Annotated in this window: 14 protein-coding genes; 3 read left to right on the top strand and 11 right to left on the bottom strand. The window is 72.8% G+C overall.

Going from position 1 to position 15,869, the window contains the following annotated elements:
- Positions 1-97: 97 nt before the first annotated feature.
- Both ABD976_RS13675 and ABD976_RS13670 read left to right on the top strand, forming a co-directional pair.
- Complete coding sequence (locus ABD976_RS13675; protein ID WP_345362899.1) at positions 98-1,168, top strand: ABC transporter permease; 1,071 nt, start codon at positions 98-100, stop codon at positions 1,166-1,168.
- A 17-nt stretch (positions 1,169-1,185) separates the two neighbouring features.
- Positions 1,186-1,860 (top strand): ABC transporter ATP-binding protein, encoded by a 675-nt coding sequence (locus ABD976_RS13670; RefSeq protein WP_345362897.1) that lies wholly within the window; start codon positions 1,186-1,188, stop codon positions 1,858-1,860.
- Positions 1,861-2,092: 232 nt separating this feature from the next.
- Here ABD976_RS13670 and ABD976_RS13665 read toward each other — a convergent pair whose 3' ends face one another.
- The 9 genes from ABD976_RS13665 to ABD976_RS13625 form a co-directional block, all read right to left on the bottom strand.
- A complete protein-coding gene (locus tag ABD976_RS13665; RefSeq protein WP_345362895.1) occupies positions 2,093-2,905 on the bottom strand; it encodes a pentapeptide repeat-containing protein in 813 nt (270 codons plus the stop codon).
- A gap of 34 nt (positions 2,906-2,939) precedes the next feature.
- Complete coding sequence (locus tag ABD976_RS13660) at positions 2,940-3,242, bottom strand: hypothetical protein (protein WP_345362893.1); 303 nt, start codon at positions 3,240-3,242, stop codon at positions 2,940-2,942.
- 38 nt (positions 3,243-3,280) lie between these two features.
- Positions 3,281-4,066, bottom strand: coding sequence for a TetR/AcrR family transcriptional regulator (locus tag ABD976_RS13655; RefSeq protein ID WP_345362891.1), 786 nt, complete (start codon positions 4,064-4,066; stop codon positions 3,281-3,283).
- Between the two features lie 58 nt (positions 4,067-4,124).
- Positions 4,125-6,110 (bottom strand): hypothetical protein, encoded by a 1,986-nt coding sequence (locus ABD976_RS13650; RefSeq protein WP_345362889.1) that lies wholly within the window; start codon positions 6,108-6,110, stop codon positions 4,125-4,127.
- Entirely contained in the window at positions 6,107-6,832 is a 726-nt protein-coding gene (locus ABD976_RS13645; RefSeq protein ID WP_345362887.1) for a hypothetical protein, read from the bottom strand. The genes ABD976_RS13650 and ABD976_RS13645 overlap by 4 nt, the downstream gene beginning before the upstream one ends.
- A 106-nt stretch (positions 6,833-6,938) precedes the next feature.
- Positions 6,939-7,583 (bottom strand): Crp/Fnr family transcriptional regulator, encoded by a 645-nt coding sequence (locus ABD976_RS13640; RefSeq protein WP_345362885.1) that lies wholly within the window; start codon positions 7,581-7,583, stop codon positions 6,939-6,941.
- A 78-nt stretch (positions 7,584-7,661) separates the two neighbouring features.
- The gene (locus ABD976_RS13635) at positions 7,662-8,912 is read right to left on the bottom strand and encodes an amidohydrolase (RefSeq protein WP_345362883.1); all 1,251 of its coding nucleotides are present in this window, start codon (positions 8,910-8,912) and stop codon (positions 7,662-7,664) included.
- 67 nt (positions 8,913-8,979) lie between these two features.
- Complete coding sequence (locus ABD976_RS13630) at positions 8,980-11,820, bottom strand: penicillin acylase family protein (protein ID WP_345362881.1); 2,841 nt, start codon at positions 11,818-11,820, stop codon at positions 8,980-8,982.
- A gap of 142 nt (positions 11,821-11,962) precedes the next feature.
- Positions 11,963-13,048, bottom strand: a complete 1,086-nt coding sequence (locus ABD976_RS13625) for a LysR family transcriptional regulator (protein ID WP_345362879.1) — start codon at positions 13,046-13,048, stop codon at positions 11,963-11,965.
- A gap of 257 nt (positions 13,049-13,305) precedes the next feature.
- On the opposite strand from ABD976_RS13625, the gene ABD976_RS13620 reads away from it, so the two are divergent.
- Positions 13,306-13,809, top strand: a complete 504-nt coding sequence (locus ABD976_RS13620; protein WP_345362877.1) for a hypothetical protein — start codon at positions 13,306-13,308, stop codon at positions 13,807-13,809.
- Positions 13,810-13,882: 73 nt separating this feature from the next.
- Here the strand turns inward: ABD976_RS13620 and ABD976_RS13615 are convergent, their stop codons facing one another.
- A complete protein-coding gene (locus tag ABD976_RS13615; protein WP_345362875.1) occupies positions 13,883-14,746 on the bottom strand; it encodes a fumarylacetoacetate hydrolase family protein in 864 nt (287 codons plus the stop codon).
- Positions 14,747-14,804: 58 nt separating this feature from the next.
- Complete coding sequence (locus ABD976_RS13610) at positions 14,805-15,824, bottom strand: zinc-dependent alcohol dehydrogenase (protein WP_345362873.1); 1,020 nt, start codon at positions 15,822-15,824, stop codon at positions 14,805-14,807.
- Positions 15,825-15,869 lie beyond the last annotated feature (45 nt).

Here is a 15,869-nt window from a genome sequence, read left to right as displayed (position 1 = left end):
TCGATGCCGCGGAACCGTTCCGCGGCCCGATGTTCCCGCGGCCGGGCGCGAGCACGGTGAACCCGTACCGACCACGAGCAGGAAGGAACGCACCACGATGTTCGTCGCGTGGAGGGATCTGCGATTCGCCAAGGGGCGGTTCGCGCTGATGGGGACGGTCGTCGTCCTGATGACGTCGCTGGTCGGGCTGCTCTCCGGGTTGACGGCGGGCCTCGGCGAGCAGAGCACCTCGGCCATCACCGGGCTGAAGGCGGACCACCTCGCCTTCGCCGCCCCGGGCGACGGCGAGGACCCCTCGTTCACCCAGTCCGTCGTGCACCCGCCGCAGTGGGAGCGGTTCGCGGAGGTCCCCGGGGTGCGCAGCGCGGACCCGCTCGGCATCGCCGCCACCAAGGCGAGCACCGGCCCCGGGGCCAGCAGCGCGGCGGTCTCGGCGTTCGGCGTCACCCCGGACTCCGGCCTCGCGCCCGGCGCGGTCGCCCCGGGGACGGTCGTGCTCTCCACCGAGGCCGCCGAGGAGCTCTCCGCGCGGCCCGGTGACGCGCTCACCCTGTCCGGGCACCGCGTGACGGTCGGCGCCGTCGCCGGGGACGCCTCGTTCAGCCACGCGCCCGTCGTGTGGACCAGCCTGTCCGACTGGCAACGGCTCTCGCCCGAGTCCGGCACGCACGCCACGGTGGTCGCGCTGACCGCGGACGCGACGTCCGGGTTCGCGGACGCCGACGCCCGGCTGGGCACCAGCACCGTGACCACGGAGGACTCGCTGTCGGCGATCGGCTCCTACACCTCCGAGAACGGGTCCTTGCAGCTCATGCGCGGATTCCTGTTCGCGATCTCGGCACTGGTGATCGGCGCGTTCTTCACGGTGTGGACGATCCAGCGCAGCCGCGACATCGCGGTGCTCAAGGCCCTCGGGGCGACCACGAAGTACCTGCTGCGGGATGCGCTCGGGCAGGCCATCGTGCTGCTGGTCGGCGGCACCGCGATCGGGACCGGCCTCGCCGCCGCGCTCGGCGCGCTGGTCTCGGGCACCGTGCCGTTCGTGCTCAGCGCCACGACGGTGCTGCTGCCCGCGGCGGTGATGATCCTGCTCGGCGCGCTCGGCGCCGCGCTCGCCGTGCGCCGCATCACCTCGGTCGACCCGCTGACCGCCCTGTCCCAGCACTGAGAGATCGGAGCGAAACCATGAGCCTGCACCTGTCCGACGTCACCCTCACCTACCCCGACGGCGAATCCCGCCTCACCGCCCTCGACCGCGTCGGCCTGGACGTGCCTGCCGGGAGCGTCACCGCCGTGATCGGCCCGTCCGGCTCCGGCAAGTCCAGCCTGCTGGCCGTCGCGGCGACGCTGATCACCCCGGACAGCGGGCGGGTCGTCGTCGACGGCACCGACACCACCGGCGAGGACCGGGCGGCGTTGACCGAACTGCGCCGGAACAAGATCGGCATCGTCTTCCAGCAGCCCAACCTGCTGGCCTCGCTCAGCGCCGTGGAACAACTGCAGGTCATGGCGCACCTCGACGGGACGCCGCCGCGCCAGGCCCGGGCCCGGGCGCGTGAGCTGCTCGACGCGGTCGGGCTCGCGGACAAGACCGCCAACCGGCCCGGTCGGCTCTCCGGCGGGCAGCAGCAGCGGGTCAACATCGCGCGCGCGTTGATGAACGAACCCGCCGTGCTGCTGGTCGACGAGCCGACCAGCGCCCTCGACCACGAGCGGGGCGCCGCCGTCATCGACCTGCTCACCGCGATCACCCACCGCAAGGCGACCGCGACCCTGCTCGTCACCCACGACCGCTCGCACCTCGACGGCGTCGACGCCGTCCACGAGGTCGTCGACGGGCGCATCCGCCAACCGGTCTGAGCCGCCCCGGCGGGTTCAGGGGTTCCTTCAGAATGCGGCGGAGCCGCATTGCGGTGCGGCACGCAACTGGCACCGCGGCCCGTGCTCGGACGTGATCGCTCAGCGGTCTTCTCGCGAGGACAGCCGGAACGCCGTGTACGTGGTTGGTACATCGCCGAACGGCTCCCGCAGCGAGAAGACCGCTGAGGTTCCGCCACCCGCACCGCCACGCAGACCATTCCGAAACAGGTCCTCAGGCGGTCCAGTGCGCGGGCCGGTCCAGCGCCGCCGGGATGCGGGTCGCCGCGTCGCCCTTGGCCGCGGCGACCTGCGGCTGGGTCAGGAACAGGCTCTCGGCGAGGTCGGCGCCCCGCAGGTCGGCGTCGCGCAGGTCCGCGCCGATCAGGTCGGCCGCGGCCAAGTCGGCGCCGCGCAGGTCGGCGGCGATCAGGTAGGCGCCGCGCAGCCGGGCCCCGCGCAGGTCGGCGCGGCGCAACCGGGCCCCGATGAGGTCCGCGCCCCGGTGGTCGCGCCGCCGTCCCGGCACCGAGGACCGCACCAGTTCGCTGACCCGCGTCAGCCGCTGGTCGATCCGCGCCCGCACGGCGGGCACGTCCACCGAGCGCAGCTCGTCGGGCCCGGCGTCGGCCAGCCGGGCCAGTTCCGCCCGGTCCGCCCGCAGGTCCTCGTGCACCGGGGCGGCGGCCTCGCGGGCGAGCGCTTCGGCGACGTACCAGCGCAATTCGTGGAGCTGGCGCAGCACGCCGAAGACGTCGAACATCTCCCGCGCGATCCCGGGTTCCCGCCGCCAGTCCCGGCCCGCGAAGGTGTGCGCGGAGGTCTGCTGACCGGCGCCGAAGCAGTCGAACACGGTGCAGCCCGGATAGCCCCGGTCGCGCAGCTCCGCGTGGATGCCGCACCCGAAGTCGGCCAGCAGGTTCCGGCACGGTTCGCCCGCCGCCTTGTCCACCGCGAAGTCCGCCGAGGCGGTGAAGGGCAGCGCCACGCAGCACAGGCCGGTGCAGCGCGCGCAGTCGGCGCGCAGGGCACCCCGGTCGTCGGTCATCGGTCCCATTCTCCGGCTCCGGGCGGACGGGGGATCAGCCGGGCCGGATCGCGGGGGCGGGCAGCCACCAGGTGTGCCAGACGCCACCGCTGCCCCGGCCCCGCCGGACGCGGAACCGCACCTCGCCCCACCAGCGCCGGTGCACGTCGCGACGCCAGCAGATCAGCTCGCCGTCGACCACGGCGTCCATCGCCCAGCCCTCCGGGAAGGTGCCGCGCTGCTCCGGGACCGGGTAGGCGAACGCCCTGGCCAGGTCGACCCGGACCGGCAGCCGCGGGGTGCGGTAGCGGTCGTCACCGGGTTGCTCCGGCGGTAGCGCGGGGACCTTGTCGAACACGTGGTCTAGTATGGCTACTGCGTTCGGGTGATCGCCAGTCAGCGGCGGTCGACGGCCGCCTCGACGCCGTCGAGGAACATCGCCAGCGCGTCGGTGAAGGCCCGCTGCGCGCTCTGCACGACGTAGAGGCGGGAGTCGTCGGTGAACACGTCCTCGGACTCCATCCGGACCAGGTGCGGGAACCGCTCGGCGAAGTCCGGCGCGACCTCGTCGAGCCGGGCCGACCGGTCGTACCACCACGCGTCCTCGGCGACCCCGGTCTCCTCGCCCGCGCGGTGGGCGTCGGCGATCGTCCGCGCCGCACCCCGGACCAGGTGGAACAGGGCGCTGGTCGCGCTGCGCAGCTCGCGGGCGGACAGCCCGGTGCCGTGCAGCGCCCGCAGCAGCGCCTCCAGGACCGCGAACTCGTGCGGGCCGAGCACCGGCCGGGCCTGCGACACCTGGAGCAGCCACGGGTGCCGCTGGTAGCAGCCGCAGAGGTCCTCGGCCCACGCGGTGACCGCGCGCCGCCACCCGCCGTCCGGCTCGTACTCGCCGGCCAGCTCGGCGTGCGCCTTGTCGTACATCAGCTCGACGAGCTCGCCCTTGTTCGGCACGTAGGTGTAGAGCGCCATCCCGCTGCGCCCGAGCTGCCGCCCCACCGCCCGCATGGACACCGCCGCGAGCCCCTCGGCGTCGGCGAGCCCGATGGCCGCGTCGACGATGCGGTCCACGGTCAGCGCGGGTTTCGGCCCGGGCCCGGACCGCTCCGCGGCGCTGCCGGGACTCCGCCACAGCAACGACATCGACCGGCGCGCATCCCCCTGGCCCGCGAAGACGACCATCGACGAGCTCCTCGGTTCGGGTCCGCCAACCGTATCAGCGCACCCCGCCGCGACCGGGTCACCGGCTCGCCGTGCGCAGGTCCCGCTCCGCCCGGCGAGCGGCGCGGAAGACGCGGCTGATCGCGCTGCGCCGGTGCGGATGGCACGCACGCAGCGCCGCGACCCGCCGGTGCCGCCGCCACCAGCGCAGGTCGGGCACGACCAGCGACGTGATCCGCACCAGGTCCGCCGCCTTCTCGTCGTCCCACCGCGCGTGCAAAGCCAACCCGAGGAGGTGATCCACGGCGAGCTCCCCGTACTCGGGATCCGCCATGACCCTCCGCACGAGCGTCCCGATCTCATCCGGGCATGATTGGGCCAGCCCACGCACGTCGAAGTCCACACCCGAGCACAGCCCCGCCACCCAGAGACCGACCGCGAGTCCGACCCGACGCAGACCCGTCCGCTGGTGCTGGGGCGCGGACCAGCCCAATACCTCGCGCAGCACCAGCTCCGGTTCGACCTGATCGCTGAGCATGCCGAGGACTCCCGCCACGACCGTGTTCTGCGGCACCTGGCGAGGGGACCGCGCGATCCGCGCAAGACGCACCAAGGACGAGCGCACGTTCTGCTGTCCGAACGACGAGGAGAGGATGAGCGCGGCGGTCGCCTGCCGGTAGGCGTGATCGGAGCCGGTCCATTCCTCCAAGGTCTGCTCGACCAGCGGCCGGAGGCGCTCCTCGTCGGCGAGCTGCACCACGGTCGCGGCCGCGAGCAGGCGGTCCGCCCAACGACGACCGCCGGCCAGCTCGTTGACCAGTCGCAACGGGTCGTGCGCCGGCACGTCGCAGGTGATCGTGGTGATGGCGCGCCGAGCCGCTTCGCCCGGAAAGGCCCGGCTGCACAACCACGTGCCGAGCACGCCGTGCAGCGCGGGATACTCCCGCCAGGCATGGCACAGCACCGCCCTGGCCCACCCCTGCCGTTCGAACCGGACGGTCTCCTCTACCAGCCCTGGGTGGCGGGGATGCTCACGTGCCACCACCGTGGCGCGGATGTCGCGGAGGAGGTTCTCCCGCGACTTGTCGAAGACCCGGCGCGGGCGCAACGGCTTGTCCTCCGGAAGTTCCGCCGTCCGGACCGCCTCGTCGAGTTCCCACGCGTTCGACGCGACCACGTCGAACGGCTCGCCTTCCAGCACCGCGACCGCGAGGGCCAACGCGTACTCCCGCACCGACCAGCCCGCGAACCATCGGTCGACGGCAGGACCGACATCCTCGAGCAGCTCAGCCGACGCCTCGGCAGCCGTCAGCTCCTCGTTGTGCACCCGGATCGCCAGCTCCGCCGCACGCACCGCCTTCTCGGGCGGGTCAACGGGGAGCAGCGCGTCCGCCAGGCTCGTCTTGACCTCGCCGATCGGCCCCTCGGAGTCGTCCGGGCACTGGTACCGGATCGCCGAAGCGGCGACCTCCAGAGCGTCCGGCGCGGTGAGCGTGATCGTCTTCGCCTGGGCCGCGCTGCAGGACTGCACGTGGTGGTCCAGCACGATGACGAGCCAGCATCCCGCCGCCCTGATGACCCCCGCGAGCTGCTCGAAGCCACCGTCCTCGATCTCGGTGTCGCGCACCTCGTCGAGGTGCCAGACGTAGCCGATCCCCTCGTCGAGCTCCTCCACGCGGACCGAACGAAGCGCCCGATCGCGATTGACCTCGATGATCTCGGACAAACCCGCGTCGACGAGCAGCCGCTTGGCCGCGTGGGCCCTGCCGGTGCCCCGGCCGCACAGCACGACGATCCGGTACGCCCGCAGGACTCGCCCGGCCTCGTCGTACTTGCCCGGTGCGACGAACTGGCCGGTGACCTCGCGCAGCTCCTCCTCGGCCGCGCGCCGGACGCACAGATCGGGTTCCGCCGACATCGCCCCGTTGAGGGTGATGTCACCGAGAACGGTGCCCGCCTGCACACCGCTGTTGTCCCCACCGGCGGTGTTCGTCGCCTTGCTCCTCGGCACGAACCGGAATTCGGGATCGTCCGTGTTCGGCCCGTTGCCGAGCGAGGCGCTCACCGGCCGGTCCTCCCGATGTTGATGTCACCTCGGACGGACCCGGCCTGCACACCTCTGTTCACCTGACCCGCGCTGTTGTGAGTCGTGATCGTCGTCGGCGGATCCGGGGGCTCGACGGCTTCCGGCCTCTCCGCCTGTGCACCGCACAGCCCGCGCAGGGTGTCGACGTCGACACCGGGGACGCGCACCCACGCCGTGGAAGCGTGCTCCTTGTTCCGCACCTCCAGCGGCGCGAACTCACCGCGCCGCACGAGCCGGGCGTAATCCCCTCCGAAGACGACGTCGCGCACGTGGCCGGAGATGATCATCGCGGAGTTGATCAGCTCGTCGTCGTTGCGTTTCCTGCACTTGGCGAACAAGTCCTTGAACGCCTTCGCTTCGAGCATCCGGCACAGCGACACCTTCGGCGTGTAGAAGCCCTGGTCCGTCCCGACCGGACCGGTTTCCACGGCGATGCGGAACCGGGTCTCCGGCTTGGCGCGCCGGTTGTGCAGCCACGCCTGCTCGTCCAGCCGAGAGCCGAGATCCACCAGAGCCCCGAGCGCGGACGCGGGCAGTGTGAGCAGCGCGCCGTCACCCTGCGGTTCCCAGCTCTCGACCAGCGCTGGATCGATACCACTGTCAATCAGCGCCATCAGGACCAGCCGCTTGACCGCCTCGCCGACCGCGTGCTTCTGGTGGCCGGGCGCACGGCCCGCACCCACCACGTCGACGGCGAGCAACGCGCGGTGCTCCGGGACAACGTTCACCACTACCTCCTGCGTTCCGGCTCAGGGCCATGAAGCCTGCCCGGAGCGCGGCGGAAGTTCTCCCGGATATCCGGGAGTATCACCACGCGGCTCGGCTGATCACCTCGTCGAGCGCGTCGGGGTCCGGGAGCGCGTAGCGCAGACGACCGGTGTGCAGCAAACCGCCCTCCCGCAGCTCGTGCAGCACCGCCTCCACGCTCTTGGCCGAGGCCGCGACGGCTTGGGCGATGTCCTGCTGGCTCAGACCGCGCACCTCCACTCCGCGCTCGGTGGGCACGCCGAATTCCCGCGCCCAGCGCTGCAAGGACAGCGCTACCCGGGTCGGGACCTCCCGGTGCTGCATCCGCTGCCGTTCGTCCGCGTGGTTCTGGCGCTTGATCCACGACCGCAGGAGCAGTTCGTGCACGTCGCGGTCCCCGCTCGGGAACGCCGCGCCCGCGACCTCGACCACCCGTCCCGTCGTGAGGGCGATGACGTGTGCGCTGCGCGGACGCCCGGAGAGCACGCCGATCTCGCCGAGGAGCTCCCCCGCGGAGAACAGCCCCGCCACCGGGTCGTCCCCGTCGTGGCCGGGAAGCACGACCTTCACCAGCCCGGATTCGACGAGCAGCACTCCGGTGCTGGGAGCTCCGGCCATCATCAGGACGTCACCTCGCCGGAAGCGACGCGACCGTCCCGCAGCGCGCAACAGCCGTCGTCCTCGGTCCGGATCGGGAGCGCCCACGGATGATCATCCTGCCCGGCTCGGGCGCGAGGCGCGGTGATCTGGATGCGGCCCACTCGTTCGGAGCAGGCCACGGGCTCAGGCGCCGTCGAGCCACTCCAGGGCTGCGGTGGTCATGGCGGTGATGCCGGTGGTGAGGGTGGGTTCGATGACCGGGGCGAAGAACGGCGAGTGGTTGGACTGGACGTCGCGGTTGAGGGTGCCCGCCGCCTTGGCCTTCGCGTAGAGCTCGGGGTCGGCGCCGCCGAACATCCAGTAGACCGTCGGCACGTCCGCCGCGGTGCCGAACAGGCCGACGTCCTCGCTGCCCATCAGCGGCGGGGTCTCCCGCACCTGCTCGTCGCCGAGCCGGGCGCGCAGCGCCGCCACCGTGCGGTCCGTGGCCGCCGGGTCGTTGACCAGCACCGGGAAGTCGACGAGCGGCTCGAAGTCCGGCTCCCGGTCGGCGCCGGAGGCCGCCGCCTCGGCGCGCACGATCCGGTGCACCGCCTCGATCACCTGGGTCCGCACCGGCTCGGTGAAGCTGCGGATGTTGACCCGGATCTCGGCCTGGTCCGGGATGATGTTGTCCTTGGTGCCCGCTTTGACCGAACCGACCGTGACCACCGCCGTGTCCAGCGGCGCGACCTCGCGGGAGACCACCGTCTGCAACCGCAGCACCGTCGCGGCGGCCATCACCACCGGGTCGACGGAGCTCTGCGGCTGCGAACCGTGCCCGCCCCGGCCGTGCAGGGTGATCTTGATGCCGTCGGCGGCGGACATGCTGGGCCCGCTGACCCACGCCACCGAACCCGCCGGGAACGGGAACACGTGCTGGCCCAGGCACACGTCGGGTTTCGGGAACCGTTCGAGCAGCCCGTCGTCGAGCATCGCCCGCGCCCCGGCACCGATCTCCTCGGCGGGCTGGAACACCGCGACCACCGTGCCGGACCACCGCTCGCGCGACCCGGTGAGCAGGTCCAGCGCGCCGAGCAGGCAGGTCACGTGCATGTCGTGGCCGCACGCGTGCATCACCGGGACGTCGTCGCCGTCCGGGCCGGTCCCCCGCGCGGTGCTCGCGTAGGGCAGGCCGGTCCGCTCGGCCACCGGCAGCGCGTCGAAGTCCGCGCGCAGCAGGACCGTCGGTCCCGCACCGTTGCGCAGCACGCCGACCACCCCGGTGCCGCCGACGCCGCTGGTCACCTCCAGCCCGAGCGCGTCGAGCCGGCGGGCGACCTCGGCGGCGGTGCGGTGCTCGGCGAAGGAGAGCTCCGGATGGGCGTGCAGGTCCTGGTACAGCGCCACGAGGTCCTCGTGGATGTCGTCGATCCGGCCCCACATGTCGCCCATTCCAACCTCCTCGTCGTCCGGAGCTCCACCGTAGGCGGCGGAGGGGCCCGAGCACCATGCCCGCCGATCAGGGGCGGCGGGCCGGGAACTCCACGACCTGCTGGTACGTCGGCCGGTTCTGCCAGCTGATCTCGTCCTGCGCGATGCCGCCGATCTTGTTGTGGATCAGCGCGTCGGCGCACCACTGGTCGCCCGGCTCGCAGTCGGCGTCCCCGGGGTAGGTCCGCTCCGACGGGACCGCCGCGGCTTCGACCAGGGCGTCCAGCAGGACGTCCCGGCAGGCGCCGAGATCACCGCCGCCGCACAGCGGCTCGCCGAACCCGCCCGGCACCTGCTCGCCGAGGACGCCGCGGAGGTCCTTCGACACCTGGCCGAACCAGCCGTACTGGAACGCCGAGCCCTGGTGCGGCTGGCCGACCTGCAGCCCCGGCTCGCCGTTCTGCCAGCCGGACGGCGACTCGTTGATCCCCATCACGTCGGTGAGCGCCTGGTAGGCCTCGGTGCCCAGGGCCGGTTCGAACTGGCCGCGCACCAGCAGCGGCCACCAGGCGTCGAGCAGCTCGATCGCCTCGGCGTGCGCGTACTCGCGGCTGCCCGGCTCGGTCTCGACCCGCTTGCCGCCGTCGGCGGCCCAGTCCCGCAGCAGGTCGACCAGCGCGGCGGTGTCCGGGTCCTCGACCGGCGCGCTGTCGATCACCCGCAGCAGATCCGGCAGCACCCGTTCGACGCGCAGGTCGGTGACCCCCGCCTCGGCCATCGCTCGGGTGAGGTCGGCACGGGTCACCTCGCCCCGCTCGACCAGGGCCCCGACCCGGCTGTCGAGCAGATCGCCCCGCTGCACGGCGTTCTTCTCCATCGTGTCGGCCGCGGTGCCCGGCGCCTGCTTGTTGTTCCAGCTCGTGTAGTAGTCCTGGTTCACCGAGTTCGGGTGCGCGCTCATCGGCACCTCGGCGAAGGTGTTGTCCGCCGGGTTCCAGCCCTGCCACTCGTAGGCGGGGTCGGAGACGATCGGCATGCTCGGGTCGACCACCGGCTGCCGCACCACGTTGGCCCCGGAGTTGAAGTAGGCGGTGTCGTCGGCGTCGACGTAGAACCAGTTGAAGGTGTAGTTGATCTCCTGCGCGGCCCGCTGGAAGTCCTGCGCCGAGGTGATCGCCGCCGGGTCGTTGAACATCTGGAACCCGACGATCGAGTCGACCTCGTGCAGGAACGTCGTGCGCGCGGTGGTGTAGGCGACGGGCTTGCCGTCGACCGTGGCGCGGTGGGTCACCGGTCCGTAGCGGGTGCGGAAGGACACCAGCCGGTAGCCACCGGCCTCGGTGTCGTCACCGAGGTTCGGCGTCCAGTGGTTCTCCCGCTCGACGGTCCGGAACGGCAGGCATTCGCCGTGGAACCGGTAGAAGCCGGACTCCTTCGTGGGCGCGCTGCCGTCCGGCTCGCACAGCTCCACCGCGTAGGTGTCGATGATGTCCTGGGACGCGGTGGTGGCGCTCCAGGCGTAGTCCTGGCCGCGCCCCAGCAGCGTGTAGAAGCTCAGGCCGGCGAAGGACGCGCCGCGCGAGGAGATCCCCGGCCCCTGGAGCTCCTGGAGGGTGAGCAGCTGCGGCGCGAAGTACCCGGTCTGCGGGCCGAACACGGCCACCGGGTTGCCGCTGGCGGTGTGCTCGCCGGAGACCACCAGCGCGTTGGACATGCCCCGCCGCTCGCCCATCCCGCCGGGCACCACGCCGTCGTCGAACAGGCCGCGCAGGCTCTCCACCGGGTCGTCGGTCGCGGGCCGAGGCGCCTCGGCGTCCGGCTGCGAATCGGGCTCGGCGGGTTCGAGCGCCGAACCGTAGGCGTCGTGGACCAGCGGTTGCGCGGTGACCGACCCGGGGTCCGGCAGCGCCACCCCGCGCGGGTCCTCGGGCGTCGTGCCGTAGGGGAACGACCGTCCATCGTGGAGCGTCGTGATGGCCTCCGGGTCGTTCTCGCCGCGGAAGGTGCGCCAGACCTGCTCGCCGCGCTCGGGGCCGAACCGCTCGTGCAGCTCCATCCGGGCGATGGCGTTGCGCACCTCACCCCCGCCGCCACCGCCGAACTGCGCGCCGACCAGGGCGGCCAGCACGACGAGATCGGTGAGCCGGAAGGGTTCGATCCGACCGGCGTTGGTGATCGGGTCGACGTGCCCGGTGGCGACGTACTCGCCGGGGAAGTACCGGCCCCGGTGGGCGCGCTCGATGTAGGCGTTGATGCCGTCCAGGTAAGACCGGGCGTCGGCCAGCGCCTGCGCGCCGCGTTCGCCCTGCGCGGCCACCGTGTCGATCTGCCGCTGCAACTCCTGCTCGGTGTAGGGCGCGACGGCGAAGAACTGCTGCTCCAGCTCCCGGTTCATCGGCGCGCCGCCAGCGAACGAGGTGACCTCGCCGCGTCCGGCCCGGCGCAGCACGTCCATCAGGAACAGCTTGTCCTCGGCGGTGGCGAACCCGGCGCCGAAGGTGGTGCCGTCCCGGGTGTTCCCGTAGACGTGCGGGATCCCGGCGGTCTTGTCGCGCACGATGGTGACGTCCTCGCGCGGCTGGTAGATCCGCTCCACCTCGTCGGGTTCGACGCCGAAGGAGTTGTCGTTGAAGAACTCCCGGATGGTGTCGGTGGTGAGGTGGGAGTACCCGCCGATCAGGTCGTCGTACTTCTGGATCTGGTCGTCGGAGTGCGGCGGCCGGGTGCCCAGCAGCAGGTGGCTGACGAGGTCGGCGAAGGTGGCGTTGCCGTTCTGCCCCGGCGGCAGGATGTGGTGGCACTGATCGCCGCAGTAGTCCGGCGCGGGCTCGGGCAGTTCGGGGCCCGCCGCGGCGGGGGGTGCCAGCAGCAGCGATCCGGCCACGGCCACCACCGCCACGAGCGCCGCGGGGCGCTGAGCTCGACGCATTGCCCGTCCTCTCGTCGTCCGGCAAGCGCACCGTAGCCAGCCGGACATGAAACCGAAATGCGTTCATGTTCGATTGACCCGAACGGCCCAGCAGCCGTGGCGGCCTCGTGATCCCGGGCAGCATCCCTGGTGCGGGGCACCTTCAGCCGGGTATGCCGGATGAAGGTGCCCCGCACCAGGGCTCGGCCGGGCCGAGCAGGTCCTTCCAGCGCTCGTTCTCCCGCTCCAGCGCCGACCACAGCAGGTTCAGCGGGTGCTCCGCGGCGCACCCGTCGCGCTCCCCGCGCCGCGCGAACGCCCCGACCAGCACCTGCCTCGCGGGGTCCACCTCGTCGACGAGCTCCACGGTGCGCAGACCCCGGCCCTCCGGGAGCCGCCCGTCGTCGGCGGCCTCCCCCACGCCCCGGGTGACGACCATGCAGCCCTGCATCAGCCCGCGGCGCAACAGGTCGAAGCCGTAGCGCACGTCGTCGACCTCGGAGACGATGTCGAGCTCGTCCCGGTAGTCCCGGCCGAACCAGGCACCGAGGAAACCGGAGATCAGCCCGCTGTTCGGCACCACCAGCGGCAGCGACGGCAGCCGCCCGACGCCGATCCGCCGCTCCCCCAGCACCTCCGGCGGCAGGTTCGTCACCAGCACCAGCCCGCTGCGCCGCCACTCCAGCACGTCGAACCCGTCGAGCTCCGCGCCGTCGGCGGTCACCAGCACGCTGCCGCAGACCAGGTCGGCCTGCTTGGTGCGCAACGCGTCCAGCAGTTCCCGGGTGCGCAGGTGCAGCACCCGCATCTCCACCCCGCGCCGGGCGAACTCCTCGGCGACGTGCTCACCGGCGTTGGCCATGAACTCCAAGGTGAACCGGGTGGTCCCCACGGTGATCGTCTCGCCGCGCACCCGCCGCGCGTCGCGCACCCCGTCCAGCCACTCGTCCAGCGTCCGCCCGGCGAGGTCCACGAAGGACTGGCCGGACGGGGTGAACAGGACGTCCTTGCCCCGCCCCTGCTTCACCACCAGCGGTTCCCCGCACAGCCGCGCGAAGTTGCGGTTGAGCGTGTCGAGCTGCTTCTGCACGCTGGACTGCTCCCGGCCCAACCTGCGCGCCGCCGCCAACGCGGTGCCGAGCTCGCGCACCAGCACGAGGGTGCGCAACTGGTCCATCGTGGTGTCGAGCAGCGGACCGGGAATGTCCAGCAGGCCCGGGACGGGACCGCCGGATGCGGCTGAGGGCATCGCCGACCTTTCGCATGCGTACCGGACCGATCAGTCTAAGGACTTCAGAATGGCCCTGCGTCGCGGTGCCGGTAGCGGAACCTCAGCGGCGCGCTGATCTCGGGGCCAGCCCGAATGATCTCGGGAAATGTTGCTCCGAACGCTGGAACGCGGTGCGGCCCGGTGGAAGGATCGACGTCGTCGCCGCGGACCGTCGCGTCCGCCCGGCGCTCCGGCGCCCAGCCGACCGACCCCGACCCGGAGGACCGCACCGCACCATGCGCATCGCGACCGCGCCACCGGCGTGGGCGGCGTCGTCCGCGCTGGCCGGGCTGATCGGTTCGGCCGCGGTGCTGGTCGGCGGACGCGACCTCGCCGAGGAGCACACCGCGGTGCTGGCCGAGCGGGAGCCGCGAGCGCTGGGTGCCCAGCACGTCGTGCCGGGCACCGACGTCGCGGAGCTGCTGCGCGCGGTCGGGCACTGGGAGCCGATCGTGGACCACGCGTGGCGGGCGCTGCTCACCACCGCGGTGCTCGGCCTGGTGACCAGCGCCGCGGTCGCGGTGTTCGCCGCGCTGGTCGCGCGCGGCCGGACGCGGGGGCGACGGCTGCTGCTCACCGCCGGGCTCGCGCTCGCCGGGTGCGCGCACCTGGCGACGCTGCTCGGGTCCGCCCCGGCGGTGCCCACCGCGGCCGCCGCGGTCGCGGTGGGCACCGGCCTGGTGGCCGCACTGCTGTGCTGGCTACCGGGAACCGGACGGCGTTCGCGCGCCGTCCCGTGAAAGCGCAGCGCCGGCTGGGGGTCGGCGCTGGATCACGCGGTGCGCCCGGTCACGACCGGGCGCACCGCGCTGCTCACGCCTGGCCCATCGGCTGCCGCTGGCGGCCGAGCCCGTCGATCTCCATCTCCACCACGTCGCCCGCCGCGAGGTACGGGAAGCGCCCGGACAGCGCCACGCCCTCCGGGGTGCCGGTGTTGACCAGATCGCCGGGTTCGAGCACCACGTACTGCGAGAGGTGCCGGACGATCTCGGCCACGCCGAAGATCATGTCCGAGGTGCTGGAGTCCTGCCGGATCTCGCCGTTGACCCAGGACCGCAACCGCAGGTCCTGCGGATCGGCGATCGCACCGGTCGGCACGAACCACGGCCCCACCGGGTTGAACGTCGCGCAGCACTTGCCCTTGGACCACTGGCCGCCGGAGTGCTCGTTCTGGAACGCCCGCTCGGAGACGTCGTTGGACACCACGAAACCGGCGATGTGGGCCAACGCCTGCTCGGCGTCGTCGAGGTAGCTCGCCCGCGCGCCGATCACCACGCCGAGCTCGACCTCCCAGTCCGTCCGGGTGGCGCCGCGCGGCACCAGCACCTCGTCGAACGGGCCGACGACCGTGTTGGGGTGCTTGAAGAACAGGATCGGCACCTCCGGCGGGGCCGAACCCGACTCGGCGGCGTGCGCGGCGTAGTTCTGCCCGATGCACAGCACCGCGCCGGGCCGCGCGATCGGCGCGCCGACCCGCAGGCCGCTGCCGTCGGCCGGGTCCTCCACCTGCGGCAGCCCGCCGTCGGCCAGCGCCGCCCGGGTCCGCGCCACGCCGTCGCCGCCCAGGAACGCGGCGTCGATGTCGACCGCGACCGGCGTCAGGTCGAACAGCCGCCCCTGCTCGTCCAGGACGTGCGGACGCTCGGCCCCGGCCGGGCCCAGCCTCAGAAACTTCATCATGCTCCTCCAGGTGCGAAAAACGGGCCCTCATCAGGCAGTTCCTCGACGACGAGGATCACCGCGCCGGGCGGATGAGGATCTTGCTGGCATCGGAGGCTCCCGAAGCCAGGTCGGCGAACGCGGCGGCGGCGCCGTCCCACGGCACCCGCCCGTCGATCAAGCGGTCCACGCGGTCGTCGGCCTCGGCGACCCACCGCGCGGTGCTCGCGAACTCCTCGCGGCTGTAGCAGAAGGCGCCGATGAGCTGCCGCTCCGCCGTGCTGATCGCGTAGGCGGGCACGGTGAGCTCCTGCTCGTTCATCCCGACCAGCACGATCCGGGCGCCCCGCGCCGAGGCCGCGCAGGCGTCGCGCACCGTGGCCGAGGAACCGACCGCGTCGAGCACCAGCGTCGGCGCGGCACCCAGCGCGGCGGCGGACCCCGCCACCACCTCGGCCGGGTCGAGCACCTCCGCGCCCAGCGAGGCCACCAGTGCCGCGCGCTTCGGGTGCGGCTCGCTGACCACCACGCGTTCCGCGCCGAGCCGGTGGGCGGCCAGCACGCACGCCTGCCCGATCGGTCCGCCGCCCAGCACCAGCACCGCGTCCCGCGGCCCGCACCCGCCCCGGCGGGCGGCGTGGTAGCCGACGGCGAGCGGTTCGACCAGCGCACCGCGCTCCTCGGCGATCCCGGCGGCCAGCGGGACCACGTTGCGCGCCCGGACCACCATCAGGTCGGCGAAGGCGGAGCTGATGGCCGGATCGACGCCGATCACTCGCCGGTCGGGGCAGGTCTGCTCCTCGCCCGCGTCGCAGGCCGGGCACGCCAGGCAGCCCAGCACCGGGTTCACCGTGACCACGTCGCCGACCGCGAGGCCGGTGCCCGCGAGATCACCACCGGCCACCACGGCGACGGTCTCGTGGCCCATCACCTGATCGGGATGCCTGCGGCCGTTCTCGCCGGTGTAGCCGTGCACGTCGGAGCCGCAGATGCCGGTGGCGGTGATGCGCAGCAGCACCTCGCCCGGACCGGGCTCGGGATCGGGCCGGTCGTGCACCGCGATCGAGCCGGGCCCGTGGAACACCAGTGCGCGCATCGACCCTCCGGTTCAAGGACGTGAAGTCACTTCGGCCGGATGAAT

It is taken from the genome of Saccharopolyspora cebuensis (assembly GCF_039542665.1).
GTDB lineage: Bacteria > Actinomycetota > Actinomycetes > Mycobacteriales > Pseudonocardiaceae > Saccharopolyspora > Saccharopolyspora cebuensis.
This window is presented reverse-complemented; position numbering and strand designations above follow the sequence as displayed.